The following is an 18,276-nucleotide window of genomic DNA, read 5'->3' on the forward strand; positions in this document are numbered from 1 at the left end:
GATGTTTTTTCTGGCCGCCGCTAAAGATTTTCCGGCCGGGGTCGTTATCTCGTTCTGATGGGGCGGCCTGATACCTCTTGACCGCCCGAACCAGCGGCAAGCGAGCCGCCCGCCTGCCAGACGAACACAGGTTGCCAGCGACAAACATGGAAGCGAACAGGATCACCGCGCCCCGCCGGGGCTCCTTGCGCACGGTCATGGACCGGCTTCGTGCGTTCGGCCGGCGCGTGGACGGCACACAGCAGAGCGGCGCAAGCCGCGCTGCGCAACTGGAACAGGTGGTCGGCGCCGTCGACCTGCTGGCGCACGTCGACGATGCGCTGCGCTTCATCTACGTGTCCGACGCCAGCCTGCGCTTCATCGGCTACCACCGCGAGTATCTGGAGACGATCACGCTGCACGATCTGGTCGCGCCGGCCGACGTGGCGCGCCTCGACGCGCTGCTGACGCGCGCCGCGAGCTCCGGCAACGTCGAGAAGGCGACGCTCGGCCTGATCAAGTCGCTGACCTATCCGATCACCGTCGAATTGCGCGTGGTACGCAGCAGCCACGACGGCACCGACGGCTATGCGATCGCCGGCTTCGACGTGTCGGCCTGGCGCGCCACCGAGGAGCGGCTGACCCAGGCGCTGCATCTGGACCGCCTGACCAATCTGGCCAATCAGTCGGCGCTGCTGCCCGCGCTGCTCGACGCCCAACAACAAGCGGACGCGCACGGCACGCCGGTGGCGCTGCTCCTGCTCGACCTCGACGACTATCAGCGCGTGAACCGCGCGCTCGGCTACGACGTCGGTGACGAGATGCTGCGCGACACCTCGCGGCGTCTGTTGAACATGACGGGTCCGAACGAGACCGTGGCGCGTGTCGCAAGCGACGAGTTCGCGATCCTCGTGAAGCCCGCCGCCAGCCGCACCGACGCCGCCGCAGCCGCCGAAGCGCTGGCGCGGCGCCTGCTGACCGCGATCCAGCAGCCCTACGGGTTCAAGGGCCAGCAGGTGCATCTGTCGGCGAGCATCGGCATCGCGCTGTATCCGGACGTGCGCCACGCCAACGACACCGCCGCGCACGACACCCACCTGCTGCGCTGGGCCGACCATGCGTTGCTGCAAGCCAAGGCGGCCGGCGGCAACACGCTCGCGTTCTATGTGCCGGACGACAACCCCGCCGATGCCGAACGCCTGAAGCTGGAGGCCGATCTTTACGACGGCGTGCGCAACGGCGAGTTCTCACTGCACTTCCAGCCGATCACGAGCAGTCGCACGCACGGCGTGGTCGGCGTCGAGGCGCTGATCCGCTGGACCCATCCGGTGCACGGCCTGCTGCCGCCGTCGATGTTCATCCCGCTCGCGGAGTCGATCGGCCTGATCAACTTCCTCGGCAACTGGGTATTGAAGGTCGCCTGCATGCAGTTGATCCAGTGGGACGCGCAAGGCATCGAGCTGCAATACGTGGCGGTGAACGTATCGCCGCAGCAGTTCCGCGATCCGCGCTTCAAGGACTCCGTGCGCGAGGCGATCGAGCTGACCGGCATCGATCCGCGCCGCGTCGTGTTCGAGATCACCGAAAGCCTGCTGATGCACGACCCGGCGCACGCCAAGGGTCTGCTCGAAGAACTGACGGCGATGGGCATCCGCTTTGCGGTCGACGATTTCGGCACCGGCTATTCGAGTCTGGCTTACCTGCAACGATTTCCGCTGGCCAAGCTCAAGATCGACCGGAGTTTTGTCGAGAATCTGCTAACCTCGCGAAACGATCAGGCAATCGTTAGCGCGGTCGTCGGACTCGCTCAAACGCTCGATCTCGAACTGGTTGCCGAAGGCGTCGAAACGGAAGCGCAACGCACGCTGCTCACCGAGATGGGATGCGATCACATTCAGGGCTGGCTGGTCTGCAAGGCATTGCCCTCCGACGAACTCGCGCGGCGTTTCGAAGCGCGCACGCTTCACTTGCACTCCGCCTAGCAAATGCAGGCACAGCGCTTAGGCAGTGGAACAAGCCGGCCCGAGGCCGGCGTGGCACTCATTGGAACATGTATGGTTTTTGCGGGACTCACATGGTAAAGGCGGCAGTGCTCGACCGGCTCTGGACGCGAATGAGCGAGCGCGGCGATTTCCCCATGCTGTCGCAGTCGCTGCGCACCACCATGGCGGCGATGAACAATGACGACCTCGATTTCAGCGGCCTCGTGCAAGTGGTGCTGTCGGACTTCGCGTTGACTCAAAAGGTGCTGCGCCTCGCCAACTCGGCCATGTATATGGCGTTCGGCGGCAACATCACGACCGTGTCGCGCGCGCTGATGGTGCTCGGCATGGACGCGGTCGGCCATCTCGTCGTCGGTCTGAAGATCGTCGATCACTTTCATCACAGCGCGCCGCGCCGCATCGACGCGAAACTCGAACTGAACCGCACGCTGCTGTCGGGCTGCGTCGCGCGCAAGCTGACCGAGCGCGGCGATCTGCGCGCCGGCGAAGAAGCGGTGGTCTGCACGCTGATGCGGCAGATCGGCAAGCTGCTGGTGGTGTTCTATCTGGACGCCGAGTGGGACCAGATTCGCCGTCATATCGACGACGGCACGCTCGAAGCCGATGCGTGCGTGCTGGTGCTCGGCGTGACGTTCGACGAGATCGGCGCCGAAGCCGCCGTGCGTTGGCGTCTGCCCGACATGATCCGCTCGGGCATGGGCGAGTTCGATCCGCAGGATGTCGAACAGCCGCGCCAGGTGCAGTGGCTGCGCGCGATCACCAATTACTCGACCGCGGTCGCCGACGTGCTCACCCAGCAGAACACGCCGGACTGGGAGCGTGAAGCACGCATCGCCGAACTGGCGCAGGAATACAGCGGTGCGTTGAATACGGACCCCGAAGTGCTGCTCGAGATGAGCGTCGCGCTCGCCCGCGAAGAAGGCGGCGACGGCGTGATGCGCGAAATCGTCGAGCTGCGCGCGAATGCGGATGCGATCGCGCGCGAGGCGCTCAACCCGGAGGCGCGCATCGCGGTGGGGGTCGAAGATCTGCGCGGCCTGCCCGACGGCAGCCCGCTCGCGCCGGCCCTGGCGATAGCGTCGGAAACCGTGTTGGCGGCCCTCGGCTTTGCGCGCACGGTAGTGTTCGTCAAGCACAGCAACGGCACGTTCAAGGCGCGCCTCGGCCTGGGTCCGAAGACCGACGCGGCGCTGCCGAAGCTGACCTTCAGCACGGCGTTCGAGCCCGACGTGTTTCATCTCGCGATCGCGAATTCGGTGGGCATCTTCATCGAGAATGCGCGCGACCCGAAAATGATCGCGCGCTTGCCCGAGTGGTTCCGCCGCTCGTTCGACGACACCCGCGCGTTCGTGCTGTTACCGGTGGTCGATGACAGCGACCAGACCGTGGCGCTGTTATACGGCGACTGGTCTCATACTCAGGAGCCACGCCGCATCTCGCAGAACGAGATGAGCGTGTTGAACGAGTTGGCGAAGGAGTTGGGACGTTTTTTTGGCCTGGGGCAGATGCGGGAAATGGAGACGATGTGAAGACCTGGCGTGATCGTTGATCACGGTGCTTCACTCTCACCGATTCTGTATTTGCCCTGCTTCAACGCTGTTCAACACTGATTCAGTTTGCCGAGGCCCGCGCACGCGCCACCTGCGCCGCATGCCGTGCCTCGGCTTCGGCTCCGCGCTTTACGCTCGCGCCGCCCCGCGCTCAGTCCTCGATCCTTTCCAACCCTTGCGCGCTGCGATCCGCGACGCCGGCCCATGCGCCCGCCTCGAGACCCATCTGCGCGAGCTCTTCCACCGTCAGCGGCTGCAGGCGCTCGCCTAGCGCGGCAACCCGCTCCCAATCGCCGCGCTCCAGCGCTTCGACCGTCCTCAGCAGCACACCCAGCACGCCCTCGCGACGCAGAATCGCCGCTTGAATCGGACGCGACAGCGTCAGCACGTTCAACGTGCTTTCGAGCGAGCCGCCGAACACCGCGTCGACGAACGAGAACACACCGGTCAGAAACGCCGCATCGGCTTCGTCGCGGCCGGCTTCGGGCAAACGCTCGATCGCCAGTTCCATGAAGCGCGCCCGGGTCGCCGCGAGTTGCAGCAACGGGTCGTCTTCGAGTGCGACCTTGCGGCCGTCGGCATAGAGCAGCAACTGCGTCCAGCGCGCGATGCGGTCGGTGCCGGTCGCGTTGATCGCGTCGCGCAGCGTCGTCACTTTATGGCCGACGGCGAGACCGCTCGAGTTCGCGAGCTTCATCAGGTGCATCACCAGCACCGGGTTCAGCTTCAGTTCGGCTTCGAGCTGCGCGACGGTCGGGTCGCCCGCCAGCAATTGCAGCAGATTCAGCAGCGCGTGGCGCGGCGCGCTCACACGCCGGCTCGCCGAGCTTTGCGGCCGCGCGAAGAAATAGCCCTGAAAGCGATCGAAGCCGAGCGCATGCGTCGTTTCGAAATCGGCCTGCACATCGATCCCGGAAGCGACCAGCAGCTTGCCCGCCGACTTCAGCACGCTCGCGAGCTTGGCCAACAACGCACGCGGGGTGCGCGTGACGTCGATCTTGACGACTTCCGCGTAAGGCAGCAGTTTGGCGAACGTCTCGTCGGGCTGGGCCACCTCGTCGAGCACGAAGCGGTAGCGCCGGCCATGCAGTTGCACGATCCGCGCGATCAGTGCGTCGTCGACTTCGAGCGCCGGCGACAGTTCGAACATGACGCGGTCGGCGGGCAGCCGCAGAATGAAATCGTCCAGCAGCATCTCGCGGCTGACGTCGACGTAGGCCGGATGCCCGGTGAGCGCGCCGCGCACGTCGCCTTGAATCAGGCCGCGGATGATGGCTCGCGCCACGCGTTGCGCCGGCTCGGGCGCGCGGCCCGGCAACGCATCGGGGCTCGCGTGCGCCGCCGCTTCGTCTGTGTTTGCGTCTGTGTTTGCGTCTGCGTCGGCCACCGGCAACGCCGGCGCCCGCACCTTGATCTCGTAACCGCACAGCATGCCGTCCCGGTTCAGGATCGGCTGCCGGGCGAAGCTGGCAAGCAGTTGCGCGTCGTCCGTCGCGCCGGTCTGGCTCAGAGTCTCGATTGCGATGCTGGTCATTCCGGTCCCCCGCTCGGCGCCGTCGGCGCCTCCCGCTGTATTCTGGTTTTAGCCGCCCCATGGCGCGCGTTCGTTGACCTGAGTCAGGCCCGTGGCGCCGACGGTATGCCCGGCGATTTTAGCGCAGGCTATCAACCCCGGACATGTCAACGACGCAATATCTCGAAATAATTGGTGAGCAGTCCGACGACGATCGGGCAAGGAATCGACGATACTCTGATGCAGTGCAGAAGCGTTCCAACCGCGTTTAACCACCAAGGACAAACATGGACGTCAAAAGCGTGCTGTCAAATGCCTTCGCGATGCCGATCACGAGCCCGGCATTTCCGATGGGCCCCTATCGTTTCATCGACCGCGAATTCCTGATCATCACTTACCGCACCGACCCGGACAAACTGCGCGCCGTGGTGCCCGAGCCGCTCGAGATCGGCGAACCGCTGGTGCACTACGAGTTCATCCGCATGCCGGATTCGACCGGTTTCGGCGACTACACCGAAAGCGGCCAGGTGATTCCAGTGTCGTTCAACGGCGTCGCGGGCGGCTACACGCTGGCGATGTATCTGGACGACCACCCGCCGATCGCCGGCGGCCGCGAGTTGTGGGGTTTTCCGAAGAAGCTCGCGAACCCGGTGCTCGCGGTCCACACCGACACGCTGGTCGGCACGCTCGACTACGGCCCGGTGCGCATCGCCACCGGCACGATGGGCTACAAGCACCGGCAACTCGATCTCGCGCAACAGAAGAAGCGCCTCGAAACGCCGAACTTTCTGCTCAAGGTGATTCCGCATGTGGACGGCACGCCGCGCATCTGCGAACTGGTGCGCTACTACCTGCAGGATATCGATCTGAAAGGCGCCTGGACCGGGCCGGCCTCGCTCGAACTGGCGCCGCATGCGCTCGCGCCGGTCGCCGAGTTGCCGGTGCTGGAGATCGTCGAGGCGCGCCATCTGCTTGCCGATCTGACGCTCGGCCTCGGCGAAGTGGCGTTCGACTATCTGGACCAGCCTGAGGCGAACGTGCGCTGACCGGCTGTCAAGGCGCGCGACGTGCGTATCGCATCGTTCGTGGTTTGCCGGAGGCCAAATGCAAACGGCCGCATGTAGCGGCCGTTTGCATCAAAACCAGACTTCTACGCGTAAAGCGAAAAGCGCAAAGCGCTCCACGCAACGCCTTACTTCATCACGACCTTCACATCGAAGTACTTCGCGGCGAGGCGATCGATCGTACCGTCCGCCTTCAGTTCCTTCAGCGCCTCGTTCAGCGCATCCTTCAACGCCTTGTCGCCCTTGCGGATGCCGTAGCCCACGCCCGCGCCGAGCAGCTTCTCGTCGGTGACGGCCGGGCCCGCGAAGTCGAAGCCCGCGCCTTGCGGCTTCTTCAGAAAGCCTTTCGATGCCGCTTCCGCGTCCTGGAACGACGCGTCCAGCCGGCCCGACGCCAGGTCGGCGTAGATCTGATCCTGCGTCTGATACGGCACGACGTCGACGCCGGCCGGCGCCCAGCGCGCCTTCGCGTAGGTTTCCTGAATCGTGCCCTGCAGCACGCCGACGTGCTTGCCCTTCAGCGACGCGGCCGTCGGCAGCAGACCGCTGCCCTTCTTCGCGATCATCTGATTCGGGATCGTGTAGATCGGATCGGTGAAGTCGACCGCCTGGCGGCGTTGCTCGGTGATCGTCATGTCCGAGTTGATCGCGTTGAACTTGCGCGCCGCGAGCGCCGGGATCAGTCCGTCGAACGAGTTCTCGACCCACACGCATTTGGCCTTCAGCTTCGCGCACACGGCGTTGCCGACATCGATGTCGAAACCTTGCAGGTCGCCCGACGGCGACTTCGATTCGAACGGCGCATACGACGCCTCGACGCCGAAGCGCACTTCCTTGATATCCGCGGCCGCCGATGCGGTGCCTGCCGTTATGGTCGCCGTCGCGAACAGCGCGAGCGCAGCCATGTTTCGCCAATTCATCTTCATTACGGGTGTTCCTCTACGGTATTGAATAAAACGGAGCCGAATCCGGGCCAGCATGATTGCCGCGCCAAAAATGCGATTCAAACCCGTGCGGCCGCTGTGGTGCAGCGCAACAGCCGCGCGGCCGCGATTGTACAGGCAACGCCGGGCGCGCTCGCCTAGACGAGCTTCGACAGCGTGTCCGCGGTGGTTTCGATCACCAGCAAACCGGCGCGCAAGCCCGGCTTGACCGTCGCATTCGGAAACACGATGCGCTCTTCGTCGTGGCGCACCGTATAGCGATACTCGCCATCGCGCGCGAGCAAGGTGTCTTTGGCGAACGGCGTGAAATTCGGCACGTCCGCCGCCAGCAGCAATTCGAACGCGTCGCTTTGCTTGGTGAGTTGATCGATCACGGTGAACACGCGCGGCATCGACGCGTCCGCATTGCCGTGCGTTCCGGCCAGCAGATGACGCAACGCCAGGTCCGCACCGGCAAAACGCGTCAGATCGTTCTCGCCGAACGGGCGCACCTTGCCCAGTTCCAGGGTGCACGCATCGGCCCCGCACGCTTGCGCGGTGAAGTGCGAATAGGTGTTGCCTTTGGTGGTATGCAGCAGCACTGCGCTGATGCGTGCGTCGCCGAGCCACTCGAACATCGCGCGCGAAAACGGCTTGCCGGTATGCGGCAGCAACGCGAACTGCTCGAACGCGGACGCGCGGATCGCCGTGTGCATGTCGATATGCCAGCGCGCGCCGGGTGCATCGGACGCCGCCGCGAAGAACTGCGTCGCGGCCCGCTCCAGCGCAGCGGCACGCGGCGCTTCATGGCTATCCGGCACCTGCAGATGACGGCCGCCGAAGAGGCGGTTCAGATCGTCGTCGCGATAACGGCACGCTTCACGCATCGCGTCGACGTTGCCGAAAATCACCAGCACGCGGCAGGTCAGCGCGGCGCTGTCATGCGCGATATCGTGCACCAGTTGCGACAGCAGTTCGATCGGCGCCGTCTCGTCGCCGTGTACGCCGGCCGACACCAGCACGCTGCGCACGCCCGCCGGTTGCGCGGCGGGCTCGACCACCAGCACGCCGTCATCCTGCCACGACCAGCGCACGCCGTTCGCGCACACGCCGTGGGTTTCATTCGCGGCAGGCCGCGTCCCCCCGAGCGTATAGGCGAGGAAATCGTTGAGCATCGGAATCGGAACCTGAACCGGCATCGGGTGCTCAGCGCTGGAAGTCATACAGCGAACCCAGCCCGAGAATCTGCGTCAGTTCGTCGAGCGCGGTGCGCGACTCGGCGAGCAATTGCGGATCGGTCAGATCTGCCGGCGCGAGGCGGTCGCGATAGTGCTTTTCGATCCACGCATCCAGGCGGCCGAACAGCTTGTCGTCGATCCATACGCCCGGCGTCACCGCCGCGCGTTCCGCGTCGTCGAGCACCACGCGCAGACGCAGGCACGCCGGACCGCCGCCATTCTTCATGCTCTCGCGCAGATCGAACACGAGCACATCGTCGATCGGGCCCGAGTGCGCGGCGAGGTCGTCGAGGTAGGCCGCCACGCGCGGGTTTTCGCGGCATTCCTGCGGCACCACCAGCACCTGCTTGCCGTCCGGGCGCGTCAGCAACTGACTGTTGAACAGATATGACGTGACGGCGTCGGCCACGCTCACCTGCGAGTCCGGCACTTCGATCACGTCGAAGCCGGCCTTCAGGCCCGCGAGCTTCGAACGCAGTTCGTCGTACACCGCGTGCTGTTCGACGAACGCAAGTTGATGGCAGAACAGCGTGTTGCGATTGCCGACCGCGATCACGTCGTTATGAAACACGCCCGCATCGATCACGTCGGGGTTCTGCTGCGCGAACACCGTCGCCGCGTCGCCCAGGCCATGACGGTGCGCCACCGCGCGGCTCGCCTCGAACGTCTGACGCGCGGGAAAGCGCTTCGGCTCCAGTCCGCGACGGTATTCGCTGCGGCCGTACACGAAGAATTCGACGCCGCGTGCGCCATAGTCCGCGCAAAAGCGCGTGTGATTCGCCGCGCCTTCGTCGCCGAGCGCCGGCGTGCCGGGCAGCGCCTCGTGCACCACGAAGCGGTCGGTATCACTGAAGATCGCGCGCAACGTGCGGCGCGTCGATTGATGCTCGATCGCGCGATGCAGCTTGCTGCACAGATTGGCCGGCGTGAAATGCACACGGCCGTCATGCGTATCGGCCGACGGGCTCACGGTCGCCGCGTTCGCGGTCCACATCGCCGACGCCGAACTCGCCGCGGCCAGCAACTCGGGCGCGTCTTTCGCGACGCGCGCGATCACCGACGCGTCGTCGCCGGAGAAGCCGAGTTCGCGCAACAGGCGCATCGACGGACGCTCCTGCGGCGGCAACACGCCCTGATGAAAACCGAGGTCGGCGAGCTGCTTCATCTTGCGCAGGCCCTGCCTGGCCGCCGCCTTCGGATTCGCAACCGACTTCTCGTTGTTCTGCGACGCGACGTTGCCGAACGAGAGCCCCGCATAGTTGTGGGTCGGGCCGACCAGGCCGTCGAAATTGGCTTCAGTGGCTTGCATCGTCGATCCTTAGAATTGAAGGCCCGGCGAGACGCTCGCGGGCATTTGCAGTTGCGCGCTTTCGACGGATGCCATCGGATACGCGCAGTAATCGGCGGCGTAGAACGCGCTCGGCCGATGATTGCCCGAGCGGCCCGGACCGCCGAACGGCGCGCCCGACGACGCACCGTTGGTCGGCCGGTTCCAGTTGACGATGCCCGCGCGGATGGTGCGCTGGAAATGCGTCCACAACGCCTCGTCGTCGGCGAGCAGGCCGGCGGAGAGGCCGAACTCGGTGTCGTTGGCTTTTTCCAGCGCTTCGTCGAAGCTGCCGTAGCGGACGATCTGCGCGAGCGGTCCGAAGTGCTCCTCGTCGGGCAGGTTCTTCACGTTGGTCACGTCGAGAATCGCCGGCGTGACGAAGCCGAGCTGCGGATCGCGCTGCTCCATCTTCAACAATGCCTGCGCGCCGTCGGCGAGCAGACGCTCCTGTGCGGCGACGAGCCGTGCAGCCGCGCGCGCCGAAATCACGGCGCCCATGAACGGCTGCGGATCGGCGTTATATTCGCCGACGCCGATGCGCGACGTGACCTCGGTGAGGCGCTCCAGGAAGCGGTCGCCGAACGCGTCGTTCGGCACGAAAATACGGCGCGCGCACGTGCAGCGCTGCCCCGCCGACAGAAACGCCGACTGGATCGTGTGATGCACGGCGGCATCGACATCGGCCACCGGGCCGATCACGAGCGGATTGTTGCCGCCCATCTCCAGCGCCAGCACGATCTCCGGCCGGCCGCCGAACTGCTTGTGCAGCAATGTTCCGGTGTCCGAACTACCGGTGAAGAACAGGCCGTCGATCTGCCGGTGATTCGCCAGCGCAATGCCAGTCTCCTTCTCGCCCTGCACGAGATTCAGCACGCCGGCGGGCAAGCCCGCATCGCGCCAGATCTGCACGGTGACGGCGGCCACGCCCGGCGCGAGCTCGGACGGCTTGAACACGACCGCGTTGCCCGCGATCAGCGCCGGCACGATATGCCCGTTCGGCAGGTGGCCAGGGAAGTTATACGGCCCGAACACGGCCACCACGCCGTGCGGACGATGCCGCAACACCGCGCTGCCGTCGGCCATCGCCGAGCGCTTCTCGCCGGTGCGCTCGTTATAGGCCTGAATCGAGATCTCGACCTTCGCGGCCATCGACGCCGCTTCGGTGCGCGCTTCCCACAGCGGCTTGCCGGTTTCGCGGCCGATCGCTTCGGCGAGCGCTTCCTTGCGTTCGGTCACGAGCGCGGCGAAGCGGCGCACCACGCCGCAACGCTCGTCGAGGCTCAACGCCGACCACGTCGCGAACGCGCGGCGCGCGCTGCGCACGGCGCGATCGACATCGTCCGCCGACGCGCTGTTGCCTTCCCATACCGTCGCGCCCGTACCCGGGTTGCGCGACGCGAATGCGGGTCCTGTGCCGGCGGCCCATTCGCCGTCGATGAAAAGCTCGCTCATGATCATCCTTGTTTGTGTTTCTGCAGTTGCACCCGCACCAGGTCGCCGCTCTTGACGCCGAGTGCGGCGGCCTCGAGCGCGCTCAGACGGAACACGCCGTCTTGCGGCACACCCGCCACCACGCCGACGCGAAAATCGCCCAGCGACGTATTCGACACCATCGACTTCGGCCCATCCTGCGGCGCGCCGGCTGGCGCCTCGGCGATCTCGACCGGCGCCAGCACGCTTTCGCGCACCGTGCGCAAGTCGGCGATATGGCATTCGAGCACCGGACCGGCGTCGAAGATATCGACGTGATTCTCGTAACGCAGCCCTTCCGCTTCGAGCATGCGGCGCGCGGGAATCGTGTCGTTATGCGTGAGGCCGACGCATTGCTGCGCCTCCTCCGGCAACAGTTCGACATACACCGGATAGCGCGGCATCAGCTCGGCGAGAAACGCCTTGCGGCCATGCGAGCTCAGATAGTCCGCTGCGTTGAAATCGATCTGGTAGAAATGCGAGCCGACCGCGCGCCAGAACGGCGAAGTGCCTTGCGCGTCGAAATGGCCGCGCAATTCCGCGCACAAACGCTGCGGAAAGCGCTCGCGAAACTGCGCGAGAAACATGAAGCGCGAACGCGACAGCAGACCGCCGACGCCGCTCGCGCGATAGCGCGGGCTCAGGAACAGCGAGCACACTTCGGCATAACCGGTCAGGTCGTGCGAGATGTTCAGCGCGCGCATGCGCGTCCAGATGCCGAGGTCCTGGCTCGCGTGCACCACCGTGCTCACGCGATAGTTGTAGAACGGCTGTTGCAGGCCGACCGCCGTTTCGATGCCGCAGACGCCGGCCACGTCGCCGGTGTCGGTGTCTTCCATCACGAAGAAGTAGCCCTGCTCATGCGGCTCGGCCTTGTCTTCCATCGTGCGGCGCGCACGTTCGACACGCGCAGCCAGTGCATCACGGTCCGGCTTGAAGGTGGTGAGGCCGGGGCCGGTTTCCTGCGCGAGCCGCATCAGCGCGTCCACATCGCCTCGTTGCACAACGCGAACGACGATCATTGCGCGTCTCCCGATTGTTCATCCTGATGCGGCGCATGCAGCGGCACGCACCGCACCGCATCGCCCTCCTCCACGCCGAGCGCGGCGCGGGCCGCGTACGACAGCGACGCGCCGGCCTCCTTGCTCGCGGCCAGTTCGCCGAGCACGCAGCGGAATTCGCCGTCGGCGCCGTTATGCGCGATCAGATACGTCGAGCCACTCGCCGCAGCCGACTCGCGCACCAGACGCGTTTCGTTGCGCGTGACACAGGCGCTACGATCCACCTGCGCGGTCAGCACCGGACCCGCGTCGAAGATGTCGATGAAACGATCCGTCTCGAAGCCTTCCTCGAGGTGAATCTCATAGGCGAGCAAGGCCTTCGAATCCGGCTCGCCGAGCACGCGCTGCGCCGCTTCCGGCAGTAGCGGCACATAGATGGGGTAGGTCGGCATCACTTCGGCGATAAAGGTGCGGCTGCGGCCGCCCGATTCGATTTCGATGTCGGCGAAGTCGCGGCCGAAGAACTTGCGCCCCACCGCTTCCCAGAACGGCGACACGCCGTTCTCGTCGGTGACGCCGAGCAGCAGCGAGAACACCTCGGGCGTGAAGCGCTTGCGATTGGCTGCGACGTACATCATCCGCGCGCGCGACATCAGCTGCGCGGCGGCGTCGCCGCGCAGCGACGGGTCGATGTAGAAGCCCGCGAGCCGGCTCTTGCCGGTCAGTTCGTGCGACATGGTCAGCGCGTGAATCTTGCGGTTCACGTGCAGTTCGCGCGACGCATGAATCAGCGCGTCGTTGCGAAACGCGTAGAACGGGTCCGCATAACCGGCCGCGGCGACGATGCTCGCGGTGCCCATCAGCTTGCCGCTTGCGCCATCCTCGAGCACGAACAGATAGAACTCCTCACCCGGAAAATCGACATCCGCGCGAAACGAGTCTTCCGACAACGCGACGCGCGCTTCGAGCGCGCGCCGGTCGTGCGGCAACGAATGCAGCACCGGTTGCGCGGTGCGCGCCATATGTTCGAGCGCATCGAGATCGGCAAGGCGCCCTGGACGTACGAAGAGCATCATCGTTCCTGTTGAATGTGACGCATGATTCGGTGCGTGAACCCGGTGGGCTGAATCAATTCGACGCCGCTTGCGCATTCGCGCCGACGATTTCCGCGAAGGCCTTGGTCAAGCGCTCAAAGCCTTCGCTCATGTCGTCGAGCGGCATGATCAGCGACGGCACGAAACGCAGCACGTCCGGACCCGCCATCAGCATGATCACGCCGTGCTGACCCGCCGCGGTGACGAAGTCTTTCGCGCGGCCCTTGAACGCGTCGGTCAGCTCGGCGCCGATCAACAGCCCCTTGCCGCGCACTTCCGTGAAGAGGCCAAAGCGCTCGTGGAGCTTCGCGAGGTGTCCCTTCAGCGCTTCACCGCGCGCGCGCACGCCTTCGAGCACCTTCGGGTCGCTGACCAGCTCGACCACTTTCTCCGCGATCGCCGCGCCCAGCGGATTGCCGCCGTAGGTCGTGCCGTGCACGCCGACCTTGAAATGCGCGGCCAGTTCGGTGGTGGTCAGCATCGCGCCGATCGGGAAACCGTTGCCGAGCGCCTTTGCCGTGGTCAGGATGTCCGGCGTGACGCCCGTGTCCTGATACGCATAGAAGTAACCGCTGCGGCCCACGCCCGTTTGCACCTCGTCGAAAATCAGCAGTGCGCCGTGCTGATCGCAGGCCTCGCGCAGCGCTTTCAGGAACGCCGGATCGGCGGGGATCACGCCGCCCTCGCCCTGGATCGGCTCGACGATCACTGCGCAGGTTTGCGAGCCGATGGCTTTCTTCGCCGCTTCGATGTCGTTGTATGGCAAGTGGGTGATGCCGGCCGGCACCGGGCCGAAGCCCTCCGAATACTTCGGCTGGCCGCCGACGCTCACCGTAAAGAACGTGCGGCCATGAAACGACTGCGTGAACGCGATGATTTCGGCCTTGTGGGCGCCATGACGGTCGAACGCGACGCGGCGCGCCAGCTTCAACGCCGCTTCGTTCGCTTCCGCGCCCGAGTTGGCGAAGAACGCGCGCTCGGCGAAGGTCAGGTCTTCGAGACGTTTGGCGAGGCGCAGCACCGGCTCGTTCGTGTAGCCATTGCCGATGTGCCACAGCTTGCCGCCCTGCTCGTGCAGCACCTTCAGCAACTCGGGATGGCCATGGCCGAGCGCGGTGACGGCAATGCCGCCGGCGAAGTCGATATAGTCGCGGCCTTGGGTATCCCAAACGCGTGAGCCGAGACCGCGATCCGGTACGAAGGCGGCGGGCGAAAACACCGGCACCATGACTTCGTCGAAAGTCTGGCGTGTCACAGTCAGGTCGTTCATGGCAAATCCTCGTTACAGGTGAGAGGTAGTACAGGTAGTGTAGGAAACCGCACGCGATACGTCTTGCGCATACGCGACGCTTTCTATGAGGTTCCGCGCGAGCGGCGGGCCCTGGCGTCCAACCGTGCGGCCGGATTCGCTTCAATCCGCCTTCGATTGGGTTTCAATCGGCCCAGGTTCACTTCAATCCGCCAGGTCCGGCCGCTCGATCAGCGCGGCCGGCCGCGGCTCGCTGGCCGCGGCACCGGTCTGCTTGTCGATCCAGTTGCGACGATCCTCGCGCGGTGTGACGCCAAAGCGTTCCCGGTAAGCATTCGAAAAGTGCGCCGCCGACGAAAAACCGCACGCGAGGCTGATCTGCACCACCGACTTGCTGGTGCGCTGCAATTGCGTGCGCGCTTTCGACAGCCGCAGCCCCAGATAGTATTTGGACGGCATCGAGCCGAGATACTGGCGAAACAGGCGCTCCAACTGCCGCCGCGACACGCCCACGAGACTGGCGATTTCATCGGTGGTGAGCGGGTCTTCGATATTCGCTTCCATCAGCAGCAACGCATCGTTCAGGCGCGGATGACGCTCGCCCGGCGCGGTCACGAACGGAATGCGTTGCCGTTCTTCGCCCGCGCGCAACACGCCGACGCCGAGCGCGTCGGCAATCCGGTCGGCCAGCTCGGGACCGTGCTCGCGGCCGATCATCGCCAGCATGAAGTCGACGCTCGCCTGACCGCCCGCGCAGGTGGCGCGATCGCGGTCGATTTCGAAGATCTGCTGGGTGACGATCGAGCGCTCGAACTGCTCGGAGAACTGCTGATAGGTCTCCCAGTTGACGCTCACGCGATAGCCGGACAACTGCCCGGCCATCGCGAGCCACCACACGCCGTGATGGATGCCGGTGACGAGCGGCGTGCGCTGGCCGACGCGCGACAGGCTGGCGAGAAACAGGCGATAGTCGGCGAATTGCTGAAACCGTTCGCTGACGATGATCAGCCAGTCGCACGCGATCGCGTCGCCGAACGCGGCGTCGGCGGGCCACTGCGCGCCGCCCGCGAGCGGCACCGCGCGGCCGTCCCACGAACACACCTGGACGCGGTACAGCGCGCGGCCGTCGATTTCATTGGCGAGATTGAGCGCGTCGACAATCGGCCCGACGCCCGACATCGACACGGGCGGCAACGCGACGATTGCGACCTGCGTGGTGCGAGCCGGGCTGGACGTACGGGCCATCGCTGATCAGTAAAACGCCAACGTGAGCCGCGCGTTACTTCAGGCTGCCGGACAGGAACTGCTTGAGCCGTTCGCTGCGCGGCGTGGTCAGCACTTCGGCGGGCAAGCCCTCTTCTTCGGTGCGGCCCTGATGCAGGAACATCACGTGGTTCGACACGTTGCGCGCGAAACCCATTTCATGGGTGACGACGATCATCGTGCGGCCTTCTTCGGCGAGCTTCTGCATGACCTTCAGCACTTCGCCGACCAGTTCGGGATCGAGCGCCGAGGTCGGCTCGTCGAACAGCATCACGTCGGGGTTCATCGCCAGTGCGCGCGCGATCGCCACGCGCTGCTGCTGGCCGCCCGACAGATGCGACGGATACTGCTTTTCCAGACGCGGCGCGAGACCGACCTTCTCGAGATATTCGCGCGCGCGCTCCTCGGCTTCGCGACGCGGCACGCCGAGCACATGAATCGGCGCTTCGACGATGTTCTCGATCACGTTCATGTGCGCCCACAGGTTGAAGTGCTGGAACACCATCGCGAGCTTCGTGCGGATGCGTTGCAGCTGCTTGTGATCGGCGACTTCGAGATTGCCGGCGCGGTCGGGTTTCGTCTTCACCGCTTCGCCGTCGACGACGATCTGCCCGCCGTTCGGCCGCTCGAGAAAATTGATGCAGCGCAGGAAGGTGCTCTTGCCCGACCCGCTCGCGCCGATGATGCTGATCACGTCGCCCTTGTTCGCGTTGAGCGACACGCCCTTGAGCACTTCGTTGTCGCCGTAGCGCTTGTGGATGTCCTGTACCGCGAGCTTGCAAGCTTCGGTCTGAGTGGTATGGAGCAAGATGCTCTCCCTTTGAAAATACGGATCAATCTGTGACGGCGCCGCTGCACGGCGCCAGCCGAGGCCAACAGCGCGCGCTCAATGCGTGCGCACCGCCAGGTAAGCCAGCCAATGACGCTCGGCGCGGCGGAACAAGGCCACCAGCGCGAACGACACCACCAGGTAAAGCAGCGCCGCGAGGCCGAACGCATTGAACGACTGGTAAGTGGCCGAGTTCACGTCGCGCGCCACCTTCAGGATGTCCGGCACGGTGGCCGTGAATGCAACCGTGGTGGCGTGCAGCATCAGGATCACTTCGTTACTGTACAACGGCAGCGCCCGGCGCAGCGCGGACGGTATCACAATGCGGCGGTACATCGTGAACCAGCTCATGCCATACGCACGGGCCGCCTCCACTTCGCCGTGCGACGTCGAACGGATCGCGCCGGCGAAAATTTCGGTGGTGTACGCGCAGGTGTTCAGCGCGAACGCGAGAATTGCGCAGTTAAAACCGCTGCGGAAGAACGCGTCGAGCACGCTATGCGAGCGCACGAAGGCGAGGCTGTAGATGCCGGTGTAGATCAGCAGCAACTGCACGTAGAGCGGCGTGCCGCGAAACACGTAGGTGTAGAGGCGCACCGGCGTCGACAGCCAGCGCTTTTTCGACACGCGCGCGACCGCCAGCGGAATCGACACGACGAAGCCGATCCCGATCGACGCCACCAGCAGCCACAGCGTGACCGCGAGACCCGAGATGCGCTGACCGTCCCAGAACAGGAACGCGCGCCAGAATTGATTGAGAATGTCGATCATGGTCGCTCAGAGCTCCGCGTGCCGCACGCCGATCGAATAGCGCCGGCCCAGCCAGATCAGCACGAAATTCGATACCGTGGTGATCGCCAGATAGATCAGCGCGGCGATCAGAATGAAGAAGAACATGTTGAAGGTGCTCTTGCCCGCGTCCTGCGCGGCCTTGACGACGTCGGCGAGACCGATGATCGACACCAGCGCCGTCGCCTTGACCAGCACCTGCCAGTTGTTGCCGATGCCGGGCAGCGCGAAGCGCATCATCTGCGGAAACAGGATGCGCGTGAACACGCGCGCGCCGCTCATCCCGTATGCGCTGCCTGCTTCGAGCTGGCCGCGCGGCACCGCCAGAAACGCGCCGCGGAAGGTCTCGGTGAAATACGCGCCGTAGATGAAGCCGAGCGTCAGCACGCCGGCCACGAACGGATCGATATCGAACTGCTGCAGATTCAGCGCGTCGGTGAGATCGTTGACCGCGATCTGGATGCTGTAGAACAGCAGAAGCATCAGCACGAGGTCGGGCACCGAGCGGATCAGCGTCGTATAGCCGGTCGCGATGGCCCGCAGCGGGCGGTTGAACGAGAGTTTCGCCGCCGCGCCCGCGAGGCCGAGCAGCACGGCGGCCGCCAGCGACAGGACGGACAGCTCGATCGTCTGGATCGTACCGGCCAGCAACACCGGACCAAAGCCGTATAGGAACACGCGTGTCTCCATCCAGGTTTATTGAGGTTGTCACGGACGGCGTCGGCTTGGGACTGCCCGACTCATCCGGCATGGCGCGGAGTCTCGCAAGCGAAAATCAATTTCTCAAATAGAGGGCACCGGCTCTGTTGCAACGCAACATAACGCGCTTTGGCGCGGCGGGCCGCCGGTAGCGCTTGGTTTTGCGGGGGATATGTTTTTGTAATGTGAGGCGCGGGCGGCGGGCGCTGCCGCGATTTAGCAAGTTTCGGGTCGCTTTTTCGATAGGCCGCGCAAGCCTCCCGATGCGTGAATTGCGCGCGG

Annotated in this window: 15 protein-coding genes; 3 read left to right on the top strand and 12 right to left on the bottom strand. The window is 65.2% G+C overall.

The genetic code is table 11. The annotated features are described in order from the left end of the window. The first annotated feature begins 146 nt into the window (after nt 1-146). Both HV744_RS13475 and HV744_RS13480 read left to right on the top strand, forming a co-directional pair. Nucleotides 147-1,961 carry a putative bifunctional diguanylate cyclase/phosphodiesterase gene (locus HV744_RS13475; RefSeq protein ID WP_175149999.1) on the top strand — a complete coding sequence of 605 codons (1,815 nt, stop codon included), beginning with the start codon at nt 147-149 and terminating at the stop codon, nt 1,959-1,961. 92 nt (nt 1,962-2,053) lie between these two features. Next, entirely contained in the window at nt 2,054-3,511 is a 1,458-nt protein-coding gene (locus HV744_RS13480) for an HDOD domain-containing protein (RefSeq protein ID WP_175150000.1), read from the top strand. Between the two features lie 172 nt (nt 3,512-3,683). On the opposite strand, the gene HV744_RS13485 is transcribed toward HV744_RS13480, so the two are convergent. Then, nucleotides 3,684-5,066, bottom strand: a complete 1,383-nt coding sequence (locus tag HV744_RS13485; RefSeq protein ID WP_175150001.1) for an EAL and HDOD domain-containing protein — start codon at nt 5,064-5,066, stop codon at nt 3,684-3,686. Nucleotides 5,067-5,332: 266 nt separating this feature from the next. Between HV744_RS13485 and HV744_RS13490 the strand changes: the two genes are divergently transcribed. Next, complete coding sequence (locus tag HV744_RS13490; protein WP_175150002.1) at nt 5,333-6,091, top strand: acetoacetate decarboxylase; 759 nt, start codon at nt 5,333-5,335, stop codon at nt 6,089-6,091. A 146-nt stretch (nt 6,092-6,237) separates the two neighbouring features. On the opposite strand, the gene HV744_RS13495 is transcribed toward HV744_RS13490, so the two are convergent. From HV744_RS13495 to HV744_RS13545, 11 genes are all read right to left on the bottom strand, one after another. After that, nucleotides 6,238-7,035: an ABC transporter substrate-binding protein gene (locus HV744_RS13495; protein ID WP_175150003.1), complete on the bottom strand. Its 798-nt coding sequence runs from the start codon at nt 7,033-7,035 to the stop codon at nt 6,238-6,240. 155 nt (nt 7,036-7,190) lie between these two features. Further along, entirely contained in the window at nt 7,191-8,255 is a 1,065-nt protein-coding gene (astE, locus tag HV744_RS13500; protein ID WP_175150004.1) for a succinylglutamate desuccinylase, read from the bottom strand. After that, the gene (gene astB, locus HV744_RS13505; protein WP_175150005.1) at nt 8,239-9,579 is read right to left on the bottom strand and encodes an N-succinylarginine dihydrolase; all 1,341 of its coding nucleotides are present in this window, start codon (nt 9,577-9,579) and stop codon (nt 8,239-8,241) included. Before astB ends, astE begins: the two co-directional genes overlap by 17 nt. Before the next feature lie 9 nt (nt 9,580-9,588). Beyond that, the gene (astD, locus tag HV744_RS13510) at nt 9,589-11,052 is read right to left on the bottom strand and encodes a succinylglutamate-semialdehyde dehydrogenase (RefSeq protein WP_175150006.1); all 1,464 of its coding nucleotides are present in this window, start codon (nt 11,050-11,052) and stop codon (nt 9,589-9,591) included. Nucleotides 11,053-11,054: 2 nt separating this feature from the next. Beyond that, a complete protein-coding gene (astA, locus tag HV744_RS13515) occupies nt 11,055-12,092 on the bottom strand; it encodes an arginine N-succinyltransferase (protein ID WP_175150007.1) in 1,038 nt (345 codons plus the stop codon). Beyond that, nucleotides 12,089-13,144 carry an arginine/ornithine succinyltransferase subunit alpha gene (aruF, locus tag HV744_RS13520; protein WP_175150108.1) on the bottom strand — a complete coding sequence of 352 codons (1,056 nt, stop codon included), beginning with the start codon at nt 13,142-13,144 and terminating at the stop codon, nt 12,089-12,091. Before aruF ends, astA begins: the two co-directional genes overlap by 4 nt. Before the next feature lie 55 nt (nt 13,145-13,199). Next, complete coding sequence (locus tag HV744_RS13525) at nt 13,200-14,435, bottom strand: aspartate aminotransferase family protein (RefSeq protein ID WP_175150008.1); 1,236 nt, start codon at nt 14,433-14,435, stop codon at nt 13,200-13,202. Between the two features lie 183 nt (nt 14,436-14,618). Further along, entirely contained in the window at nt 14,619-15,659 is a 1,041-nt protein-coding gene (locus HV744_RS13530; protein ID WP_175150009.1) for a GlxA family transcriptional regulator, read from the bottom strand. A gap of 34 nt (nt 15,660-15,693) precedes the next feature. Beyond that, nucleotides 15,694-16,485, bottom strand: coding sequence for an ABC transporter ATP-binding protein (locus HV744_RS13535; RefSeq protein ID WP_175150010.1), 792 nt, complete (start codon nt 16,483-16,485; stop codon nt 15,694-15,696). 78 nt (nt 16,486-16,563) lie between these two features. Next, nucleotides 16,564-17,277: an ABC transporter permease gene (locus HV744_RS13540; RefSeq protein WP_175150011.1), complete on the bottom strand. Its 714-nt coding sequence runs from the start codon at nt 17,275-17,277 to the stop codon at nt 16,564-16,566. Nucleotides 17,278-17,283: 6 nt separating this feature from the next. Further along, nucleotides 17,284-17,973: an ABC transporter permease gene (locus HV744_RS13545; RefSeq protein WP_175150012.1), complete on the bottom strand. Its 690-nt coding sequence runs from the start codon at nt 17,971-17,973 to the stop codon at nt 17,284-17,286. Nucleotides 17,974-18,276 lie beyond the last annotated feature (303 nt).

Origin of the sequence: Paraburkholderia ultramafica (assembly GCF_902859915.1) — a bacterium.
Classification (GTDB): domain Bacteria; phylum Pseudomonadota; class Gammaproteobacteria; order Burkholderiales; family Burkholderiaceae; genus Paraburkholderia; species Paraburkholderia ultramafica.

Coding starts and splice junctions, on each gene's coding strand:
- astE (WP_175150004.1), bottom strand. CDS start 8,255: ATGACTTCCAGCGCTGAGCACCCGATGCCGGTTCAGGTTCCGATTCCG.
- HV744_RS13480 (WP_175150000.1), top strand. CDS start 2,054: ATGGTAAAGGCGGCAGTGCTCGACCGGCTCTGGACGCGAATGAGCGAG.
- HV744_RS13540 (WP_175150011.1), bottom strand. CDS start 17,277: ATGATCGACATTCTCAATCAATTCTGGCGCGCGTTCCTGTTCTGGGAC.
- aruF (WP_175150108.1), bottom strand. CDS start 13,144: ATGCTCTTCGTACGTCCAGGGCGCCTTGCCGATCTCGATGCGCTCGAA.
- astB (WP_175150005.1), bottom strand. CDS start 9,579: ATGCAAGCCACTGAAGCCAATTTCGACGGCCTGGTCGGCCCGACCCAC.
- HV744_RS13495 (WP_175150003.1), bottom strand. CDS start 7,035: ATGAAGATGAATTGGCGAAACATGGCTGCGCTCGCGCTGTTCGCGACG.
- astD (WP_175150006.1), bottom strand. CDS start 11,052: ATGAGCGAGCTTTTCATCGACGGCGAATGGGCCGCCGGCACAGGACCC.
- HV744_RS13490 (WP_175150002.1), top strand. CDS start 5,333: ATGGACGTCAAAAGCGTGCTGTCAAATGCCTTCGCGATGCCGATCACG.
- HV744_RS13525 (WP_175150008.1), bottom strand. CDS start 14,435: ATGAACGACCTGACTGTGACACGCCAGACTTTCGACGAAGTCATGGTG.
- HV744_RS13530 (WP_175150009.1), bottom strand. CDS start 15,659: ATGGCCCGTACGTCCAGCCCGGCTCGCACCACGCAGGTCGCAATCGTC.
- astA (WP_175150007.1), bottom strand. CDS start 12,092: ATGATCGTCGTTCGCGTTGTGCAACGAGGCGATGTGGACGCGCTGATG.
- HV744_RS13485 (WP_175150001.1), bottom strand. CDS start 5,066: ATGACCAGCATCGCAATCGAGACTCTGAGCCAGACCGGCGCGACGGAC.
- HV744_RS13475 (WP_175149999.1), top strand. CDS start 147: ATGGAAGCGAACAGGATCACCGCGCCCCGCCGGGGCTCCTTGCGCACG.